This is a genomic window from Streptomyces sp. NPDC127038 (assembly GCF_042725875.1).
Classification (GTDB): Bacteria; Actinomycetota; Actinomycetes; order Streptomycetales; family Streptomycetaceae; genus Streptomyces.
Window position 1 is genome coordinate 1 of record NZ_JBHXDQ010000077.1, and the last position, 23,350, is coordinate 23,350.

The 23,350-nt window shown below is 72.7% G+C and carries 22 protein-coding genes and 6 tRNA genes; 9 read left to right on the plus strand and 19 right to left on the minus strand.

Going from position 1 to position 23,350, the window contains the following annotated elements; genetic code table 11:
- Positions 1-55: 55 nt before the first annotated feature.
- Both ACFWI4_RS35545 and ACFWI4_RS35550 read right to left on the minus strand, forming a co-directional pair.
- Positions 56-127, minus strand: a tRNA-Val gene (locus tag ACFWI4_RS35545).
- 82 nt (positions 128-209) lie between these two features.
- Positions 210-644: a TIGR02611 family protein gene (locus tag ACFWI4_RS35550; protein WP_385404315.1), complete on the minus strand. Its 435-nt coding sequence runs from the start codon at positions 642-644 to the stop codon at positions 210-212.
- Between the two features lie 191 nt (positions 645-835).
- On the opposite strand from ACFWI4_RS35550, the gene ACFWI4_RS35555 reads away from it, so the two are divergent.
- Positions 836-1,249 (plus strand): SsgA family sporulation/cell division regulator, encoded by a 414-nt coding sequence (locus ACFWI4_RS35555; RefSeq protein ID WP_003959770.1) that lies wholly within the window; start codon positions 836-838, stop codon positions 1,247-1,249.
- A 300-nt stretch (positions 1,250-1,549) separates the two neighbouring features.
- On the plus strand, positions 1,550-2,107 hold the full coding sequence (locus ACFWI4_RS35560; RefSeq protein WP_385404313.1) for a CGNR zinc finger domain-containing protein: 558 nt from the start codon (positions 1,550-1,552) through the stop codon (positions 2,105-2,107).
- A gap of 157 nt (positions 2,108-2,264) precedes the next feature.
- On the opposite strand, the gene ACFWI4_RS35565 is transcribed toward ACFWI4_RS35560, so the two are convergent.
- Together ACFWI4_RS35565 and ACFWI4_RS35570 are read right to left on the minus strand one after the other, a co-directional pair.
- Complete coding sequence (locus ACFWI4_RS35565) at positions 2,265-2,417, minus strand: hypothetical protein (RefSeq protein ID WP_167455603.1); 153 nt, start codon at positions 2,415-2,417, stop codon at positions 2,265-2,267.
- Between the two features lie 155 nt (positions 2,418-2,572).
- On the minus strand, positions 2,573-3,019 hold the full coding sequence (locus tag ACFWI4_RS35570) for a hypothetical protein (RefSeq protein WP_387205030.1): 447 nt from the start codon (positions 3,017-3,019) through the stop codon (positions 2,573-2,575).
- Between the two features lie 192 nt (positions 3,020-3,211).
- Between ACFWI4_RS35570 and ACFWI4_RS35575 the strand changes: the two genes are divergently transcribed.
- Positions 3,212-3,760, plus strand: coding sequence for a DsbA family protein (locus ACFWI4_RS35575; protein ID WP_387205033.1), 549 nt, complete (start codon positions 3,212-3,214; stop codon positions 3,758-3,760).
- A gap of 119 nt (positions 3,761-3,879) precedes the next feature.
- Here ACFWI4_RS35575 and ACFWI4_RS35580 read toward each other — a convergent pair whose 3' ends face one another.
- The 3 genes from ACFWI4_RS35580 to ACFWI4_RS35590 all read right to left on the minus strand — a co-directional run bounded on the left by ACFWI4_RS35580 (position 3,880) and on the right by ACFWI4_RS35590 (position 6,743).
- Positions 3,880-4,704 carry a GNAT family N-acetyltransferase gene (locus ACFWI4_RS35580; RefSeq protein WP_387205036.1) on the minus strand — a complete coding sequence of 275 codons (825 nt, stop codon included), beginning with the start codon at positions 4,702-4,704 and terminating at the stop codon, positions 3,880-3,882.
- Between the two features lie 79 nt (positions 4,705-4,783).
- Positions 4,784-5,605: an aminotransferase class IV gene (locus ACFWI4_RS35585; RefSeq protein WP_387205039.1), complete on the minus strand. Its 822-nt coding sequence runs from the start codon at positions 5,603-5,605 to the stop codon at positions 4,784-4,786.
- A gap of 91 nt (positions 5,606-5,696) precedes the next feature.
- On the minus strand, positions 5,697-6,743 hold the full coding sequence (locus tag ACFWI4_RS35590; protein ID WP_387205042.1) for a chorismate-binding protein: 1,047 nt from the start codon (positions 6,741-6,743) through the stop codon (positions 5,697-5,699).
- A 156-nt stretch (positions 6,744-6,899) separates the two neighbouring features.
- Between ACFWI4_RS35590 and ACFWI4_RS35595 the strand changes: the two genes are divergently transcribed.
- The 5 genes from ACFWI4_RS35595 to ACFWI4_RS35615 all read left to right on the plus strand — a co-directional run bounded on the left by ACFWI4_RS35595 (position 6,900) and on the right by ACFWI4_RS35615 (position 7,378).
- Positions 6,900-6,972: transfer RNA gene (locus ACFWI4_RS35595), tRNA-Gly, on the plus strand.
- A 38-nt stretch (positions 6,973-7,010) separates the two neighbouring features.
- Positions 7,011-7,084: transfer RNA gene (locus ACFWI4_RS35600), tRNA-Cys, on the plus strand.
- 1 nt (position 7,085) lies between these two features.
- Positions 7,086-7,157, plus strand: a tRNA-Val gene (locus ACFWI4_RS35605).
- A 34-nt stretch (positions 7,158-7,191) separates the two neighbouring features.
- A tRNA-Val gene (locus ACFWI4_RS35610) sits at positions 7,192-7,263 on the plus strand.
- 40 nt (positions 7,264-7,303) lie between these two features.
- Positions 7,304-7,378 (plus strand) — tRNA-Val (locus tag ACFWI4_RS35615).
- Between the two features lie 131 nt (positions 7,379-7,509).
- Here ACFWI4_RS35615 and ACFWI4_RS35620 read toward each other — a convergent pair.
- From ACFWI4_RS35620 to ACFWI4_RS35635, 4 genes are all read right to left on the minus strand, one after another.
- Complete coding sequence (locus tag ACFWI4_RS35620) at positions 7,510-7,827, minus strand: zf-TFIIB domain-containing protein (protein WP_387205045.1); 318 nt, start codon at positions 7,825-7,827, stop codon at positions 7,510-7,512.
- Between the two features lie 75 nt (positions 7,828-7,902).
- On the minus strand, positions 7,903-8,874 hold the full coding sequence (locus ACFWI4_RS35625) for a phosphotransferase family protein (RefSeq protein ID WP_387205048.1): 972 nt from the start codon (positions 8,872-8,874) through the stop codon (positions 7,903-7,905).
- A gap of 275 nt (positions 8,875-9,149) precedes the next feature.
- Entirely contained in the window at positions 9,150-9,356 is a 207-nt protein-coding gene (locus tag ACFWI4_RS35630; RefSeq protein WP_387205051.1) for a hypothetical protein, read from the minus strand.
- Between the two features lie 253 nt (positions 9,357-9,609).
- The gene (locus ACFWI4_RS35635) at positions 9,610-9,843 is read right to left on the minus strand and encodes a hypothetical protein (RefSeq protein ID WP_326788867.1); all 234 of its coding nucleotides are present in this window, start codon (positions 9,841-9,843) and stop codon (positions 9,610-9,612) included.
- Positions 9,844-10,039: 196 nt separating this feature from the next.
- On the opposite strand from ACFWI4_RS35635, the gene ACFWI4_RS35640 reads away from it, so the two are divergent.
- On the plus strand, positions 10,040-11,323 hold the full coding sequence (locus ACFWI4_RS35640; RefSeq protein ID WP_385404293.1) for a serine/threonine-protein kinase: 1,284 nt from the start codon (positions 10,040-10,042) through the stop codon (positions 11,321-11,323).
- 70 nt (positions 11,324-11,393) lie between these two features.
- Here the strand turns inward: ACFWI4_RS35640 and ACFWI4_RS35645 are convergent, their stop codons facing one another.
- The 8 genes from ACFWI4_RS35645 to ACFWI4_RS35680 form a co-directional block, all read right to left on the minus strand.
- Entirely contained in the window at positions 11,394-12,212 is an 819-nt protein-coding gene (locus ACFWI4_RS35645) for a TrmH family RNA methyltransferase (RefSeq protein ID WP_387205054.1), read from the minus strand.
- A gap of 64 nt (positions 12,213-12,276) precedes the next feature.
- Positions 12,277-13,509, minus strand: coding sequence for a uroporphyrinogen-III C-methyltransferase (cobA, locus tag ACFWI4_RS35650; protein ID WP_387205056.1), 1,233 nt, complete (start codon positions 13,507-13,509; stop codon positions 12,277-12,279).
- 156 nt (positions 13,510-13,665) lie between these two features.
- Complete coding sequence (gene cobT, locus ACFWI4_RS35655) at positions 13,666-17,346, minus strand: nicotinate-nucleotide--dimethylbenzimidazole phosphoribosyltransferase (protein ID WP_387205059.1); 3,681 nt, start codon at positions 17,344-17,346, stop codon at positions 13,666-13,668.
- A 345-nt stretch (positions 17,347-17,691) separates the two neighbouring features.
- Positions 17,692-18,903, minus strand: coding sequence for a precorrin-6y C5,15-methyltransferase (decarboxylating) subunit CbiE (cbiE, locus tag ACFWI4_RS35660; RefSeq protein ID WP_387205062.1), 1,212 nt, complete (start codon positions 18,901-18,903; stop codon positions 17,692-17,694).
- 506 nt (positions 18,904-19,409) lie between these two features.
- Positions 19,410-20,048, minus strand: a complete 639-nt coding sequence (locus ACFWI4_RS35665; RefSeq protein WP_387205065.1) for a GNAT family N-acetyltransferase — start codon at positions 20,046-20,048, stop codon at positions 19,410-19,412.
- A gap of 234 nt (positions 20,049-20,282) precedes the next feature.
- Positions 20,283-21,113, minus strand: coding sequence for a MetQ/NlpA family ABC transporter substrate-binding protein (locus tag ACFWI4_RS35670; protein ID WP_387205068.1), 831 nt, complete (start codon positions 21,111-21,113; stop codon positions 20,283-20,285).
- A gap of 51 nt (positions 21,114-21,164) precedes the next feature.
- Positions 21,165-21,917 (minus strand): methionine ABC transporter permease, encoded by a 753-nt coding sequence (locus tag ACFWI4_RS35675; protein WP_385404273.1) that lies wholly within the window; start codon positions 21,915-21,917, stop codon positions 21,165-21,167.
- A complete protein-coding gene (locus tag ACFWI4_RS35680) occupies positions 21,914-23,005 on the minus strand; it encodes a methionine ABC transporter ATP-binding protein (RefSeq protein ID WP_385404424.1) in 1,092 nt (363 codons plus the stop codon). The genes ACFWI4_RS35675 and ACFWI4_RS35680 overlap by 4 nt, the downstream gene beginning before the upstream one ends.
- Between the last annotated feature and the right edge of the window lie 345 nt (positions 23,006-23,350).

Consider the following 23,350-nt stretch of genomic DNA (forward strand, 5'->3'; position numbering starts at 1 on the left):
GCAACGAGAACGGCTCCGGTCCACGATGTCGTGGACCGGAGCCGTCTTTCCTGTGTGGGCGATACTGGGTTCGAACCAGTGACCTCTTCGGTGTGAACGAAGCGCTCTCCCGCTGAGCTAATCGCCCGGGCGCAGGAAGAACATTACCCCATGTCAGCGGATGGCCTCGACCACCCCGGACAGCCCGGAGCGACCCCGCGCCGGCCGGGTCACTGCGTGATGTCCCACGGCATGACGAAGCCGAACTTCGCCAGGTACACGCCCACCAGAACGGCCACGATCACGAGCCCGATCGTCGTCAGGACGATGTTGCGGCGCCGGACCTTGGGATCGAGCGCCCGCTGCGTCGCCTCCGTGACCTTGCGCTTCGTCCAGCGGAGCACCAGCTGGGCCCAGACGAACTCGGTCGCCCAGATCGCCATGCCTCCGAAGATCACCAGCCAGCCGGGCCCCGGCAGCGGAAGCATGATCACTCCCGCGACGACCACCGCGAGCCCGACGACGAAAACGCCCACCTGCCAGCTCATGTGCAGCGCGCGCCGCGCCTTGACGAATTGGGGCGCACGCGAACCGAGCGCTCGCTCATTGTTCGCCCCGTCGCCCGCAGTGGCGACCTCGGCCGACTCGTCACTCCCCGTATTCATACGACCAAACCCTACCCGAGAGAAACCAGTCACCGGAATGGCCCTATCCGGAGATCGAACCCTCGGCCGGATGAGTTACATAAAGACAGGCAAAACCCTCAGAGGGGTTTACAACGGCACCGTAGGTGGCATGTCGATTTCGCCGACGTGCGAATCCCCGAGCGCACACTGAGCGAAAGGCCCTGGCGCTTATGAACACCACGGTCAGCTGCGAGCTGCACCTGCGCCTCGTTGTGTCGAGCGAGTCCTCACTGCCTGTACCCGCAGGACTGCGGTATGACACGGCCGATCCCTATGCCGTGCACGCCACCTTCCACACCGGAGCCGAGGAAACCGTCGAGTGGGTGTTCGCCCGCGACCTCCTCGCCGAGGGCCTGCACCGGCCCACCGGTACCGGCGACGTCCGAGTCTGGCCGTCCCGAAGCCACGGCCAGGGCGTCGTATGCATCGCCCTGAGCTCTCCGGAGGGCGAAGCCCTGCTCGAAGCCCCCGCGAGGGCCCTGGAGTCATTCCTGAAGCGAACGGACGCAGCCGTGCCGCCCGGCACGGAACACCGGCACTTCGATCTCGACACGGAGCTCTCACACATCCTGGCCGAGAGCTGACGCGTCACGACAGAGCCGCCCGGCGCCGTCCACTCGGGGAGACGGCTCGGGCTCAGACAACCGCATAGGGAAGCGTCGGCGCCGGCATCGCGGAGGTTCGCGGTGCCGGCGCCGGCGCGCGCCGGCCGCCACGCTCCGCAGCCGGCCGCCCACTCCCCTCTCGCCCGCCCCCGCAGTCGCTCCCCGCACGCGCTCCGGCTCCCGCGGCCGGGCGCCCGTCTCCGCCGCGCCGGGAAGCCACTACCATCGGCCAGCATCGGGCGGGCGCCCTCGCCCGACCCCCAGGCCAGGGAGCGATACGTGCTGATCACCCACGACACCCGGTGCGCACTCGACGCCGTGGTGGATCTGGTGAACACCGCGCCGGAGGACGAGACGGCGGACGGGCTCGCCGATGTGCCCTCTCTCGCAGACTTCGTACGAAAGCACGACATCAGCGATGTCGGGGTGCTGTCGGAGCGCGATCTCACGGCCGTGCAGAACGTCCGCGGCCTGTTCGCCGGGATCTTCGCCGCGGAGGAACCGCGCGCCGCGGCCTCGCTGATCAACGAACTGGTGGCGGCCGCCGGCACCACGCCCAGGCTGACGGACCACGACGGCTACGACTGGCATGTCCACTACTTCGCACCGGGTGCCTCGGTCGCCGATCACCTCGCGGCCGACTGCGGGATGGCGCTGGCCTTCTTCGTCGTCGCCGGGGAACAGGACCGGCTGCGGCGCTGCGAGGCCCCGGACTGCCGGCGCGCCTTCGTCGATCTCTCCCGCAATCGCTCCCGCCGCTACTGCGACAGCCGCACCTGCGGGAACCGGCTCCACGTGGCCGCCTACCGTGCCCGCCGCAAGGAAGCCGCGGGCTAGGGCCTGTCTGACAATTCCCGTCTGCCCGGCGGCGCCATGCACGCACCCTCGCCGCACCGCTTCACGGAGGGGATGCCGGGCGATGTCCCGGCGGGCCGTCCGCGGGGCCGGACTGACGGAGCCCTCGGCGGGTGGCGCCAGGGGCTCCGTGTACAGCTCAGAGCAGCAGCAGGTCGTGCAGCGAAGCCATGAGCAGCAGACAGCCGATCACCGCAAGGAAGATCATCAGCGGCGGCTGGGAGAGCGCGAAGAGACAACCGCGCCGCTCCTCGGGCGGAGCAGCGGTGTCGCTCGTTGTTGTGTCCAGCATCTCGCGGGCGATGATGACGCAGAGGGCACGGACTCCGCGATCAACACGCCCGGAATATACGGGAGTTCGCCGGAAGATGTGACGGGCGCGCTCGAACCTGAACGGTTCCTCGCGTTCCCTGTGTCACGTATGTGATCTTGTGTCGCTTCCGCCGGTCAGATGCCGTGCTTCTTCAGGATCGCCTCGATGTCGCTGAAGTCGTCGCCGGAGCCCGTGGCCCGGGGTGCCGCCGCGGGGCGGGTGGAGAGGCCGGAGCCCTGGCCGAGCGACGGGGCCGAGGCCGTCGGGGCCTCCGCCTCGCGCCGGGCGGCGGCCTTCGCGGCTCTGCGCTCCTTGCGGGTCCCGCCGCCCCGCCGCTCCACGGCTCGGGTGATCATGAACATGGCCCAGGCGCCGCCGAGCACCACGAAACCGGCCCACGCGGTCGGACTGAACGCGGTGTCGGCCAGCCAGCCGACGATCCCGGTCATGACCAGGCCGATCGGCACCAGCGAGTAGGCGGCGATCCGGGCGGCCGCCAGGTAACGCCTGCGGTACGCGGTCACCGCGGCGATGCCCAGGCCGGCGACGGACACGGCGGAGCAGACGGTCTCTGCGATCATTCCGGTCCTCCAGGCAGGGCTCGTGGGACAGGGTTCCTCTTCCCTTCCATCCTGCACCGCCCCCCGCCCGGTATGCCACGGTCCGCGCAGACCTCAGGGACATCTCCGGGTCGCCGTCCTCCTCAGGTCCCCGCGGAACCGCCCCCGGTGCCGGTGACACCGCGTCGTCGCCGGGCTGGGAGACTGGACCCCATGAGCGACTCCCCCGACTCCCCCGGTTCCTCCGGCTCCTCCGCCGGCGGCCCGGCCCCCGTCGTCCTGGACGTCTGGTGCGATCTCCAGTGCCCCGACTGCCGTGACGCCCTCGCCGACCTGCACGCGCTGCGGGCCCGCTACGGCGACCGCCTGGAGCCGCGGCTGCGGCACTTCCCGCTGGAGAAGAACAAGCACGCCTTCGCCGCGGCGCAGGCCGCCGAGGAAGCCGCCGAGCAGGGTGCCGCCTGGCCGTACATCGAGGCCGTGCTCGGTCGCGTCGAGGAACTGAACCGCGAGGGCGAGGCCTTCCTCGTCAAGGCCGCCCGGGAACTCGGCCTGGACGCCGAGGAGTTCGACACGGCCCTGATCGACGGGCGGCACATCCTGATCGTCGACGCCGACCAGGCCGAGGGCAAGGCGATCGGCGTCACCGGCACCCCGACGTACGTCGTCGGCGGTGAGCGCCTGGACGGCGGCAAGAGCCAGGAGGGACTGCGCGAGCGGATCGAGGAGATCACCGACCGGCTCCTGGCCGAAGAGGGCTGACGGCCCGATCCCGGCCACGGGAGCGCCGTGCGCCCCGCACGGCGCCGCCCCGCTCCCGCAGCGGCGGCCCCTGCACCCCGCCCGCTGCACCTGTCTCCACCTGCCTGTGCCCGCCTCCGCTACAGCAGCGTCTTGTACAGGTGGTACTCCGTCGTCTCGTAGCCGAGCGACTCGTAGAGCCGCTCGGCCGGGGTGTTCCCCGCGAAGACGTTGAGAGCGATGCGGTCCAGTCCCGCGGCCGTCGCGCGGGCCTCGGCGAGCCGCATGAGCGTCCGGCCGTGTCCGTGCCCGCGCCGGTCGGCCCGGACGGCGACGTCGTAGACGAAGGCGTGTCCGCCGCGGCGCCCCAGCCAGAGCTCGCCCACGGGGACGCCCTCGTGCTCCAGGACGCTCAGCCACATGTTCGCGGTGGCCGGGCCCTGCGGCAGCGCACCGCCGAAGTCACGGTCCGCCTTGGCCAGCGCCTCGGCCTCCGGCACACCGCGCCGGATCCAGTCCTCGGCGTACTGCCGCCTGCCCTCCCGGTCCCACTCCTCGTACTCGTCCCGCGTCATCGGCCGGTCGGCGCTGCCCGGGGGCAGGACCACCGCGGGGCCGTCGAGCGCCTTCTCCATGATGCGGTTGCGCAGTACGTAGCCGAGCGCCCGGGTGAGCGCCAGGGCCGCAGCCGCGTGGGCGGGCACGGTCACCGTGATCTGTCCGCAGCCCCACCCGCGGGCGACCTCCTCCGCCGCCAGCGCGGCGACCGTGCCGCGCCCCCGGCCGCGGTCCGGCTCGTCGACGCTCAGCTCGCGGATCCGGGCGGCGGGCGGCCCCGCGCCGGGTTCCGTGGCGAGGTGGACCCACCCGACGGGACGGCTGTTCACGCACACCCGGAAGCGGCGCGAGAGGGTCCCGTCGGCGGCGCGGTGAAGCGGCTCGGTCGGCCGCAGGGTCGTGGTCATCAAGGGGAGTTGTACCCACTGGCGCGCCCGCCGTCAGCCGAATTACCCGGCGGGCCGCGCCCGGTGGCACCCGGCTCGGTCAGGGGTCGAGGTCGTCCGCGGCCCGCTCCTCGAAGACGCGCATCGCCTTGGCGGTCACCGGGCCCGGCGCGCCCGGCAGTTCACGGGCGTCGACGCGGTGCACGGCCTGCACGTCGCGCAGCGTGGAGGTCAGGAAGATCTCGTCGGCGCGCTCCAGGACGTCCAGGGGCAGGTCCGTCTCGCGGGCGCCGGTCCATTCGACGGCCAGGGCGCGGGTGATGCCGGCGAGACAGCCGGAGGCGACGGGCGGGGTGTGGATCTCGCCGTCGAGGACGACGAACACGTTCGACCCGGTGCCCTCGCAGAGTTGGCCCACCGTGTTGGCGAACAGCGCCTCGGAGGCGCCGTGTTCGCGCGCGCGGGCCAGGGCGACGACGTTCTCGGCGTACGAGGTGGTCTTCAGGCCGGTCAGGGCGCCCCGCTCGTTGCGGGTCCAGGGGACGGTGACGACGGCCGTGGAGTCGGGGCGCGGGTCCGAGCCGCCGAGCGCGACGACCAGGGTCGGACCGTGCTCCCCGCGGTCGGAGCCGAGCGGGCCGTGACCGCCGGTGTAGGTGATGCGGAGCCGGCCGAGCGGCATCGGGTTGGCGTCGAGGACGGCGGCGCAGGCGCGGCGCACCTCGTCGGCGTCGGGTTCGGGCAGACCGAGGCCGCGGGCCGAGCGGGCCAGCCGGTCGAGGTGGCGGGTCAGCGCGAAGGGCCGGCCGTGGACCGCCTTGACGGTCTCGAAGATGCCGTCACCGACGGTCAGTCCGTGGTCGAAGACGGAGACGCGGGCGGCCTCGATGTCCTGGAGCCCGCCGTCGAGCCAAAGCTTCACTGGTCCTACCTCGTATGTGAGTGTGCCGGACGCTTCGTCCGGGCACGGTGTTCGGGCCCCGGTCCCCACGCCGTCCGTTCCCGGCACCGGGTCAGTCCGTGAGGGGCCCGTCCCCCGCGTCGTACGTTCCCGACGCTACCGCGAGCAGCCGGGACGCCTTCAGTTCGGTCTCCCGCCACTCCCCCTCGGGGTCGGAGCCCCAGGTGATGCCGGCCCCCGTGCCGAAGCGCAGCACGCCGTCGGCGCGGTCGATCCAGAACGTACGGATGCCCACGGCCAGCTCTCCGGTGCGGCGGTCGGCGTCGACCCAGCCGATGCCTCCGCAGTAGGGGCCGCGCGGTGCGGTCTCCAGGGCGTCGATGATCCTCAGCGCGCTGGACTTCGGGGCTCCGGTGACGGAACCGGGCGGGAAGGCCGCGGCCAGGAGTCCTGGCCAGCCGACGTCCGCGCGCAGTTCGCCGCCGACGGTGGAGACGAGGTGCACGAGCCCCGGGTGCTTCTCCACGACGCACAGGTCGGGCACGGTCACGGTGCCGGTGGCGCAGACCTGGCCGATGTCGTTGCGGACGAGGTCCACGATCATCACGTTCTCGGCGTAGTCCTTCTCCAGGAGGTCCGCCTCGGTGCGTCCGGTGCCCTTGATCGGGCCCGACTCCACGGAACGGCCCGCGCGGCGCACGAAGAGTTCCGGGGAGGCGGTGGCTATCTCGACGCCGTGCTCCGGCAGCCGAATCGTTCCGGCATAGGGGGCCGGGTTGCCGCGGGCCAGCAGGGCGGTGAGCGCGTCGACGTCGGCGTCGGCCGGGACGGGCGCGGAGAGCACGCGGCAGAGGTTGGCCTGGTAGACCTCGCCGCGCGCGATGTGCTCCTTGATGCGCCGCACACCGGCCGTGTACGCGGCGCGGTCGAGGGACGACGTCCAGTCGCCGGCCGCCGGTCCGTGCCACCGTCCGGGAATCGGGGCGGGCACCGGCTCCTCTCGTACGTCGCGGAAGCGGGCGCAGGTCAGACGCCCTTCGAAGTCCGCCGAGACGGCCCAGAAGCCGGACGAGTCCAGGGCCGCGGGATCGCTGGTGACATCGAGGAGACCGGTGGCGACGAGGCCGCCGAAGCGGGCGAGAGGAGGGAGGTCGAGCACGCAGACGAGTATAGGGCGGGTGTCCTCCGAGTGCCCTGACCATGTCCTCGGGCGGACAGACCGCAGCACGCTGCGCAAACGCGTTTTTGTGCTGGCCCGGGAATCCGCTAGAGTTCAACACGTCGCCGGGACGCGCAAGCGAAACGGAAACGACAAGCGGACGTAGCTCAGTTGGTAGAGCGCAACCTTGCCAAGGTTGAGGTCGCCAGTTCGAACCTGGTCGTCCGCTCGCAGGAAAGTGGGGGATCTTCCCGAACCCGCACTTCTGGTGGAGTGGCCGAGAGGCGAGGCAACGGCCTGCAAAGCCGTCTACACGGGTTCAAATCCCGTCTCCACCTCCAAGGACGATTAGCTCAGCGGGAGAGCGCTTCCCTGACACGGAAGAGGTCACTGGTTCAATCCCAGTATCGTCCACTGGTCCGCAAGGACCCGGTCCGCAAGGATCCCCGCGCGATTAGCTCAGCGGGAGAGCGCTTCCCTGACACGGAAGAGGTCACTGGTTCAATCCCAGTATCGCGCACGCAGTACCAGCAGCAAGCGTGGCTCAGGCCGCGTGACCTGCGCGATTAGCTCAGCGGGAGAGCGCTTCCCTGACACGGAAGAGGTCACTGGTTCAATCCCAGTATCGCGCACCAGCAAAGCCCCCGGTCTTCTGACGACCGGGGGCTTCGCCGTTCTCCGGGCGGCTCCCGCCGATGGGGCTCCCTCCGCACGAGAGGGAGCCCCATCGGGGTTCGGCGCCATCGGCGTTCGGCGCCGGCGGGACTCAGGACGAGAAGAGCATGTGTCCGAAGCTCTTGTGGTGGTGCCCATGACCGCCGCCGTGACCTCCGTAGTGGCCCCCGTGACCGCCATGGCCTCCGTGGCCGCCGTGCTGCGGGGCACCCCACGCCGGCGCCGACGGGTACGCCTGCGGGACGCCCGGAGGCGGGGGCGCGGGCTGGGACCACTGCGCCTCCACGCGCGTCAGAGCCTCCAGCTCGCCGTAGTCGAGGAAGATCCCCCGGCAGCCGCTGCACTGCTCGATCTGGACGCCGTTGCGGTTGTACGTGTGCATCGGCGCATGACATTTCGGACACTGCATGCTCGGCTCAACTCCTCGCCGGTCGGTACTGCTTCCGCCAGGACAGACACCTGTCCGGCCTCGGTCGGTTGCACCCTACGTCGGGAAACCCCGGGTCAACTCGGCCGGTACGGAACTCATCCGGTCGCAGGCGTCGACCACCGCCCGCTGCACCTCGTCCAACGGCCTGTGCGCCGCGGCCGACTTGGCGACCGCCAGGGCCGCGGTCTGCACGGTGAGGGCACGGGCCGCGACGTCCAGAGCGGGCCAGGGATCATCGTCCGCGGGAACCGCGGGGCCGCCGGCGGCGCGGTACGCGTCCAGGAAACGGAACCAGGCGTCGGGCGGCAGCAGTCCGCAGGCGTACCAGGCGGCGGGGCGCGCCAGGTCCCAGGCCGGATCGCCGACGCCCAGGTCGTCGACGTCGATGAGGAGCCAGGGGCCGTCGGGCGCGGGGTGACGTACGAGCTGGCCCAGGTGCAGGTCGCCGTGGCACAGGGTCGTGGTGTCGGGCATCGGGGCTTCTGCCCGGGCCCAGCCGGGCAGAGTGGCCCAGGCCCGCAGGACGGGAGCGGCGGCCGGGTGCGGCCCGGCCGCGCGCAGCCGGGCCAGGGCGCGGGCGGCCTTGGCGGGGCCCCGCATGGGCGGCAGCCCGTCGGGCACGGGAGCCCGGTGCAGCCGGGCCAGCAGGGTCGCGGCCTCCGCCCAGGGAGCGGCCTCGGGAGCGTCGGGGTCCACGGGAGCGCCGTACGGCCACAGGGTCACCCGGCGGCCGAGGAGGCCGGCGGGGGCCGGGTCCGACGGCGGCAGCAGGATGCCGGGGAGGCGCGAGGCCACGGAGAGGCGGACGGCCAGCTCACCGGGGTCCGTGTCCGGGGCGTGCGCCTTGGCGACGACCTCGCCGTGGCGGACCACGGTGCCGTCGTCCCGGTCGGCGAGGAGCGTGTCCCGCGCACCGCAGGGGCACGCTCCCCGGGGGCCGGGTACGGCCACGGGTCCGGCCGCCGGATGGGCCGCGGCACGCGCCGCGTCGCCGAGCACGGTCGGCAGGCCGGACAACACGGTCAAGGATCCCCCTGGACTGGACGACGGGCCCGTACGGCATCACCACCGGCGGCGCCTGCCGGCCAGGACCCTCCACCAGAGCGTACGAGGCCGAACACACCCCCGGGCACCCGGACCCGGCACCAGCCCTGGCACCGGACCTCGGGCAAAAAAAGAGATGCCCGCGCAGCTCCCCAGCTGCGCGGGCATCTTCCTGCCGTCCGCCGCACCCCCGTCCCCACGGGGTTTCATGGCCGGATGTCCCCGCCCGGACCGCTCTTCCGGGCCCGGGGCGCCGCTCAGCGCCCCAGCATCACGCCCACGGACGACGCCTGTGTGACCACCGCGTCCCAGCCGCCGAAGGCGACCACGAGCAGGGCCGCCAGGGGAAGGACCATCGCGGTCGCCACCAACGGGTGGCGACGACCCTGGCGGGCGCCGAACGCGGCGTCGTACGCCTTGCGTCCTTGCGTGCGGAGATCCGTCCGCTGTGCCATGTGGGCCATGGTCCCTCTCCTGACCGAGTTCCGTCCCGAGATTCTGTTGTGCCTGGCAGCGGCGGGTGACTGACCTCGGGGGACGAGTGCTGCACCCGCCGCTTGACCTCAAATCTAGGCGCGCGAACCCGTCGGGTCGTCATGCCCTCGTACCGATTGCCGGGCCTCCCGGAGGATGAGCCGTGACCTGCTGAGTACTACCGTGGGTGGAGACGCCGACCCGGGTCTCAGGGTCTTCCCGGAGGGGACGCCCGGTGTGCCCCTACTGTTCCGAGCTGTCCTCCCGGGGAACCGGCTGCTCGACGAGCGCCAGCACCCGAGTCGCCATGAAGCGGGCGGTCCGTACCACTGTTCCGTTTCGAGTGACTTCGCTCACTTCCACCACACCTCGGCGCACCGCCGTCTCCACCCGGCGCCCCGCCCTGCTCGCCACCACCTCGTACGTACGCGTCGTGTCCCCTGCGTCCACGACTATCTCCACGCGGTCACCCCTCACGGGCTCAATCCCCCTTCAGCGATGGATGGTTGGGATCACAGGCGGGTCAAGGAGCTGTTGTGCGCACGCTCCCTGACCACCTCTCAAGTTTCCCACCCGGCACTGACAATCGATCGGGACGAGAGGGCGCGGCCTCTGCGCGCACCCGGCCGCGGAAACGTAAGCTGTGGCTCGTCAAACGGACCGGGCAGCGGGGATGGACATGGCGATGATGCGCCTGAGGCGCGAGGACCCGCGTGTCGTCGGCTCGTTCAGGCTTCACCGACGGCTCGGCGCGGGGGGTATGGGTGTGGTCTACCTGGGCTCCGACCGCCGGGGCCAGCGCGTGGCCCTGAAGGTGATCCGGCCGGATCTGGCGGAGGATCAGGAGTTCCGTTCCCGGTTCGCCCGCGAGGTCTCTGCGGCACGGCGGATCAGGGGCGGCTGCACCGCACGGCTCGTCGCGGCGGACCTGGAGGCGGACCGCCCGTGGTTCGCCACGCAGTACGTGCCGGGCCCGTCCCTGCACGACAAGGTCGCCGAGGAGGGCCCGCTGTCGGCGGCCGACGTGGCCGCGGTCGGCGCCGCCCTCTCCGAGGGGCTCGTCGCGGTGCACGAGGCCGGGGTGGTCCACCGTGACCTCAAGCCGTCCAACATCCTGCTGTCCCCGAAGGGGCCGCGGATCATCGACTTCGGCATCGCGTGGGCGACGGGGGCCAGCACGCTCACCCACGTCGGCACGGCGGTCGGCTCCCCGGGCTTCCTGGCCCCGGAGCAGGTCCGCGGGGTCGCCGTCACCCCGGCCACGGACGTGTTCGCGCTCGGTGCCACGCTCGCGTACGCGGCGACCCAGGACTCACCCTTCGGCCAGGGCAGCTCCGAGGTGATGCTCTACCGCGTGGTCCACGAGGAACCGCATCTGCACGGGGTCCCCGACGCGCTCGCGCCGCTGGTCCGTGCCTGCCTGGCGAAGGATCCCGAGGAGCGGCCCAGCACCCTCCAACTGTCCCTGCGGCTCAAGGAGATCGCCGCCCGCGAGGCCCAGGGCATGGTGGACACCCGGCCGCCCGCACAGCGCTCCGACCCGGACCGGCCGACGGGACGACTGGCCGAGCAGTACGCCGAACAGCGCACCCAGCGGCGTCCGGGGACGACTCCCCCGCCGCGGGGCACCACTCCCCTGCCGCGCGCCGGCGGGACGAACGGCGGCTCTCGGTCGGGCTCGCGTCCGGCGCCCGCGCGCAACACCGGCCGCACCGGGAACAGGCCGGCTCCCCGCAGCGGCACCGGCAGGACCGGCCCGCGCACCACCGGCACCGGCCGGCGGCCCGCCAATCCGCGACTGCTGCGCCAGCGGCTCTTCGTGTTCGTGGTGGTGACCCTGCTGGTCGCGCTCGGCATCGCGGCGGCCCAGGGATGCCAGGGTCCGTCCCGCGGGCTCGACGACACCCCGCGCAGCCCCGTGCAGCAGGGGCAGCCGGCGTCCGGGACTCTCCCCTAGGTCCCGTGGACGCGCTCTCCGGTCCGGCCGGAGCGCGTCGCGCCCACGGGCGTCCCGGAGAGCCCGGCGCTCAGCTCTCGGGGCGGCCCGTCGCCACGGCGTAGAAGGCGACCGCGGCCGCCGCGCCGACGTTCAGGGAGTCGACGCCGTGGGCCATCGGGATGCGGACCCATTCGTCGGCCGCCATCAGCGCCCGGGTGGAGAGCCCGTCGCCCTCGGCGCCGAGCATCAGCGCGACCCGGTCCATCTTGTGCGGGGCGGCCTCGTCGAGGGACCGCGCCTTCTCGTCCGGGGTGAGGGCGAGCAGGCTGAAGCCGGCGTCGCGCACCGACTCCAGGCCCTTGGGCCAGGTGTCGAGACGGGCGTACGGGACGGAGAAGACCGCGCCCATCGAGACCTTGACCGAGCGGCGGTAGAGCGGGTCGGCGCAGTCGGGGGAGAGCAGCACCGCGTCCATGCCGAGGGCGGCGGCGGAGCGGAAGATGGCGCCGATGTTGGTGTGGTCGTTGACCGACTCCATGACGACGACCCGGCGCGCGCTCCGCAGCAGTTCCTCGGCCGTCGGCAGCGGCTTGCGCTGCATCGAGGCGAGCGCTCCCCGGTGGACGTGATAGCCGGTGACCTGCTCGGCGAGCTCCGGGCTGACCGCGTAGACGGGGGCCGGAAGTTCGTCGATGACGTCGCGCATGACGTCGACCCACTTGGCGGACAGCAGCATCGAGCGCATCTCGTAGCCGGCGTCCTTGGCCCGTCTGATGACCTTCTCGCCCTCGGCGATGAAGAGGCCCTCGGCGGGTTCGCGCTTGCGGCGCAGTTCCACGTCGGTCAGGCCCGTGTAGTCGCGCAGACGCGGGTCGTCGGGGTTGTCGACGGTGATGAGATCGGCCACAGGGTGATACTGCCTTGTCCTGGGTGCGGTGCCAACGGCTGGGAACGGGTTGGGTTACCCGTGGTTACTCGGAAGCTGTGGGGCCGACGCCCACGACCTCGCCGATGACGATGACCGCGGGCGGCCTGACGTCCTCGGCGCGGACGGTGTCGGCGACGGTGGCCAGGGTGGCGTCGACGCGGCGCTGTGCGGCGGTCGTGCCCTCCTGGACGAGGGCGACGGGGGTGTCGGCGGGCTTGCCGTGCGCCACGAGCGTGTCGGCGATCTTGCCGATCTTGTCGACGCCCATGAGGACGACGAGGGTGCCGCGCAGCTTGGCGAGCGCGGGCCAGTCGACCAGGGACCGCTCGTCGTCGGGGGCGACATGCCCGCTGACCACGGTGAACTCGTGCGCGACGCCCCGGTGGGTGACCGGGATCCCCGCGGCGCCCGGCACCGAGATCGAGCTGGAGATGCCGGGGACGACCGTGCAGGCGATGCCGGCCTCGGCGAGCGCCCGGGCCTCCTCCATGCCGCGGCCGAAGACGAACGGGTCGCCGCCCTTGAGGCGGACGACGGACTTGCCCTGCCGGGCGTGCTCGATGAGCGCGTTGTTGATGGCCTCCTGGGCCATGAACCGTCCGTACGGGATCTTCGCCGCGTCGATCACCTCGACGTGCGGCGGGAGTTCGGCGAGCAGGTCGCGGGGGCCGAGGCGGTCGGCGATGACCACGTCGGCCTCGGCCAGCAGCCGGCGCCCGCGGACGGTGATCAGGTCGGGGTCGCCGGGACCGCCGCCGACCAGGGCGACGCCGGGGGTACGGGTGCGGTGGTGCGGCGCGACGAGCGTGCCGTCACGCAGTCCCTCGACCACGGCGTCGCGGATGGCGGCGGTGTGGCGGGGGTCGCGGCCCTTGGCGTCGGTGGTGAGGACGGCGACGGTCACGCCCTCGCTGTGGCCGGTGGCGGGGGTCCAGGCGGTCGCCGCGTCGGCGTCGTCCGAGCGGACGCACCAGACGCGCCGGCGCTCCGCCTCGGCCGAGGCCTCGGCGCTCGCCTTCGGGTCGCTGGTGGCGATGAGCGCGTACCAGGCGTCGGCGAGGTCGCCCTCCTCGTACGGGCGCCTGGTCCAGGTGATCTCGCCCGTGTCGGCCATGGCCTCGACGGACGGGGTGGCCTGCGGGGAGACGAGGTGGACGTCCGCACCCGCCGCGATGAGCGCGGGGAGCCGGCGCTGGGCCACCTGGCCACCGCCCAGGACGACGACACGACGGCCGGCGAGACGGAGGCCCACGGGGTAGGCGGGGTGTTCGGCCATGGAGGTGCGGCTCCTCGTACGGGCAGGCGGTGGGCTGGGCGCTGCGGCTCTGGAGCGGCCCTGACGTGGGGTTCTTCGGTAGGGATCCAGACTACGGCGAGGGTGGGGCGGGCAGCTCGGAACGCCTGCCCGCCCCACCCCACCGGTGCCGTGGACCTACTTCTCGGTGACCCCGGCCGAGTCGAACGTCGCGACCTCGTGCATCGCCCGCGCCGCGCTCTGCACGATGGGCAGGGCCAGGAGGGCGCCGGTGCCCTCGCCGAGGCGCAGGTCGAGGTCGATCAGCGGGCGCAGGCCCAGCTTGTTGAGCGCGGCCACGTGGCCGGGCTCGGCGCTGCGGTGGCCCGCGACGCAGGCGGCCAGGACCTCGGGCGCGATGGCGCGGGCCACCAGTGCGGCGGCTCCCGCGCTGACGCCGTCCAGGATCACCGGCGTCCGCAGGGAGGCGCCGCCGAGGAGGAGACCGACCATGGCGGCGTGCTCCAGGCCGCCGATCGCGGCGAGGACGCCGATCGGGTCGGCCGGGTCCGGCTGGTGGAACTCGATGGCCCGGCGGACGACCTCGGTCTTGCGGGCCAGGGTCTCGTCGTTGATGCCGGTGCCGCGGCCCGTCACCTCGGCGGGGTCGGCGCCGGTGAAGACCGAGATCAGGGCCGCCGACGCGGTGGTGTTGGCGATGCCCATCTCACCGGTCAGCAGGGCCTTGTTGCCCGCGGCCACCAGATCGCGGGCGGTCTCGATGCCCACCTCCAGCGCCGCGACGGCCTCTTCCCGGGTCATGGCGGGACCGGTGGTCATGTCGGCGGTGCCGGCGCGGACCTTGCGCGGCAGCAGGCCCGGCGTGGCGGGCAGGTCGGAGGCGACGCCCACGTCGACGACGCAGACCTCGGCGCCCACCTGGTTGGCGAAGGCGTTGCAGACCGCGCCGCCGCCGAGGAAGTTGGCGACCATCTGGCCGGTGACCTCCTGCGGCCAGGGGGTGACGCCCTGGGCGTGCACTCCGTGGTCGCCGGCGAAGATCGCGACGGCCGCGGGCTCCGGGATCGGCGGCGGGCACATCCGGGACAGGCCCGACAGCTGCGCGGAGATGATCTCCAGCATGCCGAGGGCGCCCGCGGGCTTGGTCATCCGCTTCTGGCGCTCCCACGCCTCGCCCAGCGCCTTGGCGTCCAGGGGGCGGATGTTGGAGACCGTCTCGGCGAGCAGGTCGTGCGGCTCCTCACCGGGCAGCGCGCGGCGGCCGTACGTCTCCTCGTGCACGACCCAGGACAGGGGGCGGCGCTTGGACCAGCCGGCCTGCATCAGCTCGGGCTCCTCCGGGAACTCGTCGACGTACCCGACGCACAGGTAGGCGACGACCTCCAGGTGGTCGGGCAGGCCCAGGGCGCGGACCATCTCCCGCTCGTCGAAGAAGCTGACCCAGCCGACGCCGAGGCCCTCGGCCCGGGCGGCGAGCCAGAAGTTCTCCACGGCGAGCGCGGCCGAGTACGGGGCCATCTGCGGCTGGGTGTGCCGGCCGAGGGTGTGGCGTCCGCCGCGGGTCGGGTCGGCGGTGACGACGACGTTCACCGGGGTGTCGAGGATGGCCTCGATCTTCATTTCCTTGAACTGCTTGGCCCGGCCCTTGGGAAGGGACTTGGCGTAGGCCTCGCGCTGGCGCTGGGCGAGTTCGTGCATGCTGCGCCGGGTGTCGGCGGAGCGGATGACGACGAAGTCCCAGGGCTGGGAGTGGCCCACGGAGGGGGCGGTGTGCGCGGCCTCCAGGACGCGCAGCAGCACGTCGTGCGGGATCGGGTCGCTGCGGAAGCCGTTGCGGATGTCGCGGCGCTCGCGGATCACGCGCAGGACGGCCTCGCGTTCGGCGTCGTTGAAGCCGGGGGCCGCAGGACCGGCGGACTCGCGGACGTCTTCCACCAAGGCCGTGCTCTCTTCCTGGTCGGCGACCTGCGTGTGCAGGTCCTCCGCTTGCTGTGCGGCCACGGGTTCCGGCTCCGCGGCGAGCGGCTGCGGCACGGGCGTGGCCCCGGTGTCCGCCTCGGCCTCGCGGGGTGCGGGCACCGACGCCTGGGCGTTCGCGGCCTCCGCGGCGGCGCTCTCCTCGGCCGCCTCGGGCGCGGTCGGCGCCGTCTCCTGGGCCGGGGGCTGCTCCTCGACGGGCGCCGGGATCACGGTCATGCCGTGCGGCGGGGTCGGGGTCGCGTGGAGGGCCGCCGGCACGGTGCCGTCCAGGGGCGCGACGCCGCCGAGGCTGTGGTCGGCCTGGGGCACGACGGGTGCGTCGGGGAACCCGGGGGCGCCCGCCGCGTCCAGGGCGCTCTCCTGGTGCGGGTCGGCCTGGTGCAGGCCGGTGTGGTGCGGTTCGGCGTGGTGCGGGTCGCCCTCGGCCGGGTGGGCGGCCACGGCCACCGGAACGGCCTGCGGGACCTCGGCGAAGGCCGGTCCGGCGGGGGCCGCGCCCTCGTGGGCGAAGGCCGTGGCCTCGGCGAAGGCGGCGTCCTCGGGCAGGGCGGTGCCGCTCTCGGCGACGCCGGGCTGGTCCGTGAAGCGCGGGACCTCGTCGGTGACGGTCTCCGGTCCGCCCTGCGCGGCTTCGGCCGAGCGCGCGGAGAGGGCCGACAGCGCGGACTCCGGGGTCTCGTAGGCGCCCGGCACCGGGGCGGGCTGCCCGGCGCCGGGCAGGGACGCCTCGTCCACGACGAGGACGGCCGGTTCCGGCAGCTGGACGGCGGGCTCGGCGAACCCGGTCTCCTGGACCGCGGGCACGGACAGGCCGGCTCCGTCGGTGTCCTGGGCGAGGGGCTGCTCCGGGAACTGCGCGGCGGCGGGGGCGAGGCCCTCGGCCGGGGCGAGCTGCTCCGCGTGCGCGGCCTCCTCGTCGACCGGCTGTGCGGGCACGGCGTGCCCGGCGTCCTCGGCGAGCGGCGCGGGTACGGCCTCGGGCGTCCCGGCCTCGGTCTGTCCCACGGCGTCCACGGGGTCGGGCGCGCCGAGGGTGTCCGGGGCGTCCTGGAACTGCGGGCCGTCGGGAACGGCCGAGCCGTCGGTGACCGGTGCGGCCTCGGGAGCCGGGCCGTCCGCCGGGCCGTGGAGGTCGAGCGACATCCCGTCGCCCTGCGCCACCGGTTCCGGGGCGGCCTCGGGTGCCACGGCCTGGTCGTGGACGAAGGGCACCGCCACGAACCCGGGTGCCTGCTCGCTCTCCGCGGGCTGCGGCGCCTCGGGTACGGGTACGGGCTCCGGGCTCACCGCGGCGAGCCGCACCGCGTCGGGGACGGGCGTGCCGGCGGCCGGGGTCCCCCACGGCACGGCGTTCTGCGGCAGGGCCTCGGCGGCCTGGGCAACGTCCAGGTACTCGGGGCCCACGGTCGGCGGGCCTGCCTGGCGCAGCGGGGTGACCGGCGTGGCCATGGAGGTCCGGCGGGCGCCGGCGGGTCCGCGGTCGGCGAGCGAGCGCACCGGGCTGGCGGAGACGTCAGGGGTGGGCGGGCCGAGGTGCAGCGGACGGCGCGGCGTCACGGGCTGCGGGACCGGCTGGGGCGCGGGCGCGGGGACCGGCGCGCGCACGGCGCCGAGGTCGATCGCACCCGTGTCGCGCCCGTCCGTCTCGTGCGGTCCGGGTTCGTCGGTGAAGGGCATCGGGGCCGGCGGCGGCACCTCGTTGCCCCAGGCGCCCTGCGCGCCGGGCGCGCCGGGCAGCAGGAGCAGGTCGTCCTCCTCGACGGGGGCCTCGGAGGTGTCGAGGTAGGTGTACGCGCCCGGCGTGGTGACGCCCGGCTGCTCCACCATGCCTGCGCTCTCCGGCAATCCCTCGCCCGGGACCTGGCCGGTGTCGGTCATGCGTACCCCTCGCCCATCGGTTAGTGCTCCAAAGTCCAGCTCGCCCGGAACGGCGCACCGACCGCCCCACAGTGAAGAACGAGCGTGCGTGCCCAGCGGCACGTACGACCGGCCAACAAAGACGACAAAGCCATTAACTGGCATTGTCCCGGTCATCCCGCCCTCGCGACAGCGTGATCCGCGAGTGCCCGCTGTGGACTGCGCCACGTTGCGCGTCCTCCGGTTCTGCCGTACCACACACGCCTCAAAACGGGCGGGTTTTCCGGACATTGGCCTACGAAAGGCCGATCCCCCGGGAGCGGTACAACGATCGGCCAGCCTACCGCGCGCAGTACGACAACAGGATCACGGGGCGCGATCCGGCAGACGGCCGCTGAGCAGGAACGCGACGCTCCGCTCCTTCTCCGTCCAGCCCCGTGTGTCGAGTTCGACGGACTGGATCAGAGCGCACTCGACGTCGTAGCCGTGCTCGGTCAGATCGCGGCCGATGAGTTCGGCGGCGTCACGGGTCGACGCGTGCGCGACGATGCGCTGGGGCCTGCGGTCCGCCACGGCGGAGACGACCTCCGCTCCCCCGCCCCCGACGCGGACGACATCGGGTTCGGGGAGGTCCTCCAGGACGTGCGGGGCGCTGCCGTGCACGATCTGCATCTGCACGCCGTAGCGGCGGGCCGAGTGCTCGGTGCGGGCGCAGGAGCCCGGGCTGCGGTCGACCGCGATGACGGCGGCTCCGGTGCGGGCGGCCTCCACGGCGAAGGCGCCGCTGGCGGAGCCGATGTCCCAGACGAGGTCGCCGACTCTCGGTCCCAGGCGGGCGAGTTGGGCGGCGCGCAGGAGATCCGACTCGCCCTCGCGCAGCGCGCCCCCGTACGCGCCCGCGGGCAGCGCCCAGCCGCGGGGCCCGGCGGCGGGCTCCCGGCCGGCGATCCAGCCGCCGCCCTCGGCCGCGGCCACGAAGCCGCCGATGACGATCACGACGTTCGGGTCGCGCCAGGTGTGGTCGGCCGCCTTGTCGGAGGTGAGGATCGTGACCTGTTCCCGGGCGGTGCCGAGCTCCTCGCAGATGACGAAGGTGCGGTGCACTCCTTCGAGCAGCAGCCCGAGTTCGGCGGGGCCTGCGCCGGGCGAGGTGAGGACGGCCACTTTGGTGTGGGCCCGACATACATTCACCGCGCGTCGCAGGGTGCGGCTGTGTGCGACTACTACTTGTGCGTCGTCCCAGGGCATTCCGGCGCGGGCGAAGGCGGCGGCCACGGCGGAGACGGCGGGCACGACCTCGACCTCCAGGCCGAACTCGGGCGAGCGCAGGGTCCGTACGATGCCGAAGAACCCGGGGTCCCCGTCGGCGAGGACGACGGCGGTGCCCCGGTGGCCCGCGATACGGCGGGCGGCGAGGCCGACGCTGCCCAGCCGGACGCGTTCGGCGCCCGCGGGCACTTCGGGGAGTTCGAGATGGTGGGCCGCGCCGGCCACCAGCGTGGCGGCACCGAGGGCCGAGCGCGCCGCAACGGACAGCGGCGAGCCGTCCCAGCCGATCACCGTGACCCGGTCGGCCATCGTCGTCAGTCTCCAGAAGGTCTTCGCAGGTCTCAGGTGCGGCCCGAGCGGGCTTGGTGAGGGTACCCCGGTGCGGCCCGGCGGGCGCGAGCCGGTCGGCGTGGCGCGGGAGCGGGCCCGCCGCGCCCGGACGACGGCGCCGGACACCGGCCGAACACAAGGGCCGAGTACACCGGCCCCGGGCACCGGCTCCGAGGAGCGCCCCGGGCGACGGTCCCGGACGGCACGACCGGGTGACGGTCCCGGACGGCACAGCCGGGCGGGCGTCCCCGACAGCGGTCCGGACGGTGACTCCAGGCGGTCACTCCGGGCGGTGACTCCGGGCGGCGGGCCGGGATTCGGTGCGTGACTCCCGTACACCCGGGTGACGCGACGCGACCGTATACGGCCCGCCGTGGCCGTGAGGGGCGTCGCGGTGACGGTTCTCGCCCGCGGAGCGGGTGGCGCGCCGGGGTGAAGTGGCTCCCGCCGGCTCGGCGCCGGCCGGGTCAGTTCCAGTCGCCGGGTCAGTTCCAGTCGCTGAAGGAGGCGAAGCCGCCCGAGTCGCCGAGGTGTCCCTCCATGCCGTCGAGGTCCTCGGGCAGCAGGCTCCACACGATGAAGTCGGTGCGCAGGTCGACCCAGGTGCCTTCCTCGGTCCGGGTACGCGCTATGCAGGCGTTGCGGAGCACGCCCTCGCTGATGCAGCCGATCTTCTGGGCCACCTGCTGCGAGGCGGTGTTGCCCGCGGCCGTACGCAGTTCCACGCGCTCGAACTTCTGGTCGCGGAACAGCCAGCGGGCGGTGGCGAGCGCGGCCTCGGACGCGTAGCCCTCGCCGCGCGCCCAGGGGGCGACGATGTAGGACAGCTCGGTCGACCGGACCCGCCAGTTGGTCTTGCCGAGCTGGATGACGCCGACCAGGCGCTGGGTGAGGAACTCGGTGACGGCGAGGTCGAGTCCGCGCCCCGCGGAGCGTTCCGTGGGCGCGTAGTCGGAGATCCAGTCCCGGGCGCCGTCCTCGGTGAACGGCTGCGGGATGGACGTCCAGGCCGCCACCATCTCGTCGTTCATCATCTCCGTCAGCGCGGGTACGTCGTCCTCGTCGAGCGCACGCAGGACCAACCGCTCCGTGCTGATGGAGATGTCGGGGAAGGTGCTCGTCATGCGACGCTCCGTAACCGTCGGGGACTTCGGACCCGATGTACCGTCAGGTCCGCTGAACTGCCCAGCATGCAGCATGAAACCACTGAACGGCACAACGGGGTCCACTCCGGGTAATGGAGTGGACCCCGTACGGTGACGAGTCGGGCCGCGGGCCGCAAATCGGCCCGGGCCCCGGCCCGTTCAGGACGACGCGCGCCGCAAGGTCGGAGCTCGGAAGCGCCGGGAGGGCGGAGCTCAGAAGGACGGGAGGACGGAACCCTTGTACTTGTCCTCGATGAACTTCTTGACCTCGGGCGAGGTGAGCAGCTTCGCGAGCTTCTTCACCCGCGGGTCGTTCTCGTTGCCCTGCTTCACGGCGAGGACGTTGTTGTACGCGTTGTTCTTGGTGGACTCCAGGGCGAGGGCGTCCTTGGCGGGCGAGAGGCCGGCGCCGATGGCGTAGTTGCCGTTGATGACCGCGGCGTCGACGTCCTGGAGGGAGCGCGGGGTCTGGGCCGCCTCGATCTCCTTGAACTGGAGGTCCTTCGGGTTCTTCTCGATGTCCTGCGGGGTCGCGGTGCTCTCCGAGCCGCTCTTGAGCGTGATGAGCCCGGTGGACGCGAGGAAGCGCAGGGCACGCGCCTCGTTGTCGGCGTCGTTCGGGACGGCGACGGTGCCGCCCTTCTTCAGCTCGTCGACCTTCTTGGCCTTCTGGGAGTAGAGGCCGAGCGGCTCCAGGTGCACGGTGGCGACGGAGGCGAGGTGGGTGGAGTTCTTCTTGTTGAAGTCCTCCAGGTACGGCTGGGTCTGGAAGTAGTTGGCGTCGACGGACCCGTCCTCGGTGGCCGTGTTCGGCTGGACGTAGTCGGTGAACTCCTTGACCTCCAGCTTGAGGCCGGCCTTCTTCGCCAGGTGGTCCTTGATGTAGTTCAGGATCTCGGCGTGCGGGACGGGGGTGGCCGCGACGACGAGGGTGTCGGTCGACTTGGCCTTGTCGTCGGACGAGCCGGAGCCGCAGGCCGTCAGGCCCAGGGTGAGGGCGCCGGTGGCGAGGACAGCTGCGGTGATCTTGGTGGTGTTACGCACGAAAAGTGCCTTTCTCCATGGGTGGTGCAACCCGCCGGGTGAGGCGGGGAGTCAGGAATCGACGGGCTCGGCGGGAGTGGCTCCGGCCGGTCCGCCGGGCAGGAATCCGGCCAGCACGCGGAAGCGGAGCGGTTCGCCGCCCTTGCCGGTGCGGCGGTGGAGGACACGGGCGCCCGAGTCGCCCGCGAACTGGACGACGGCGATGCCGGCGGCGAGGACCGCGACGATGATCCACATCATCTGGGACTCGAAACGCTGGTAGCCGTAGCGGATCGCGAGGTCGCCGAGGCCGCCCGCGCCGACGGTGCCGGCCATCGCGGAGTAGCCGATGATGGCGACGACGGTCGTGGTGGTGGCCGAGATCAGCGACGGCAGGGACTCGGGCACGAGCACCTTGCGCACGACGGTCCAGGTGTTGCCGCCCATCGCCTGCACGGCCTCGACGAGACCCCCGTCGACCTCACGCACGGAGGTCTCCACGAGCCGCGCGAAGAACGGGATGGCTCCCACCGCGAGGGGCACGATGGCGGCCTCCCGGCCGATGGTCGTACCGACGATCCAGCGGGTGAAGGTCATCAGGGCGACCATCAGGATGATGAACGGCATCGAGCGGACGATGTTCACGACCTGGCCGATGACCTTGTTCGCGACGGTGTTCTGGAGCAGGCCGCCGCGGTCCGTGAGCACCAGCAGGACGCCCAGCGGGAGGCCGCCGAGCACGGCTATCAGCGTGGACCAGCCGACCATGTAGAGCGTGTCCCAACACGCCTGGGACAGCAGGGGCTGCATCTCGGACCAGCTCACTTGGCACCTTCCCCGACCAGAACGGGCTGCTGCCCCTGGATGTCGATCTGGAGGCCCTGCTCGCGCAGGAATCCGATCGGCACGACGTTGTCCTCGTAGCGGCCGGGCAGTTCGATGCGCATCCGGCCGACCTGCCGGCCCCCGACGGTGTCCATCGCGGCGCCGAGGATCGAGATGTCGATGTTGTAGGTGCGCGAGAGCTGCGAGATGACCGGCTGGGTGGCCGACTCCCCGTGGAAGGTGACGTCGATGACGGTGCGGTCCTCGCCGGAGGCGGTGCCGCTCACCGGGAAGAGCGCGGAGGCCAGTTCGGAGCCGGGGGTCGCGAGGAGTTCGCCGACCGTGCCGGACTCGACGATGCGGCCGTTCTCCATCAGCGCCGCCGAGTCGCAGACCGTCTTGACGACGTCCATCTCGTGGGTGATGAGCAGGACGGTCAGCCCGAGCTGGCGGTTCAGGTCGCGCAGGAGCTGGAGGATGGACCGGGTGGTCTCCGGGTCGAGGGCGCTGGTCGCCTCGTCGGAGAGCAGCACCTTCGGGTCGCCGGCCAGCGCGCGGGCGATGCCCACGCGCTGCTTCTGACCGCCGGAGAGCTGGGCCGGGTAGGACCTGGCCTTGTCCGACAGGCCGACGAGTTCGAGCAGCCCGAGCGCCTTGGAGGAACGTTCCTTCCCTGACACGCCGAGGATTTCGAGCGGCAGCTCGACGTTCTCCTGGACGGTCCGCGAGGACAGCAGGTTGAAGTGCTGGAAGACCATGCCGATCCGGGTGCGCGCCTGGCGGAGCTCCCGGCCGGCGCGCGGGCCGCGCCCGGCGAGGGCGGTGAGGTCCCGGCCGGCGACGGTGACCGTGCCGGAGGTGGGGCGCTCCAGGAGGTTGACGCAGCGGATGAGTGAGGACTTGCCGGCGCCGGACTGGCCGATGACGCCGTACACCTCGCCTTCGCGGACGTGGAGATCGACGCCGTCGAGGGCGGTCACCTCACGGCCGCGCGAGCGGTAGACCTTGGTCAGGCCCGTTGTCGTGATCACTGGGGATTCCGTCACTGTCGAGTGCGGGGCGTGGGTGTGCGCCGGGCACGGGTGCATTCGGTCGGAACGCGGCACGGTTCTCGCGATGGCGATGGAACCGGAAGGAGAACGTGTGCGCGGGGCAGCCCGGTCACGTACGCGGTACGGACACAGGGCGCGGCGGTCCCGCTTCGGGGCGCGGGATCAAGCGATGGTGCGAGGGCCCTCTAGCAGGCACACATTCGACACATACAACGAGCACCGGGCGTCGTGGTCGCCTCGGTCGCAAGGATGCGGTTGCTCGTCGTGGTCATGGAAGGAAGTAAAGCAGACGGGGGGCCGGGGACCGCCACCGCTGTCCGAATAGCGGACAGTCGTGGACGGTGCGGGAGGTCCTGGCGGACGCGGACGGAGAGCGCCCCT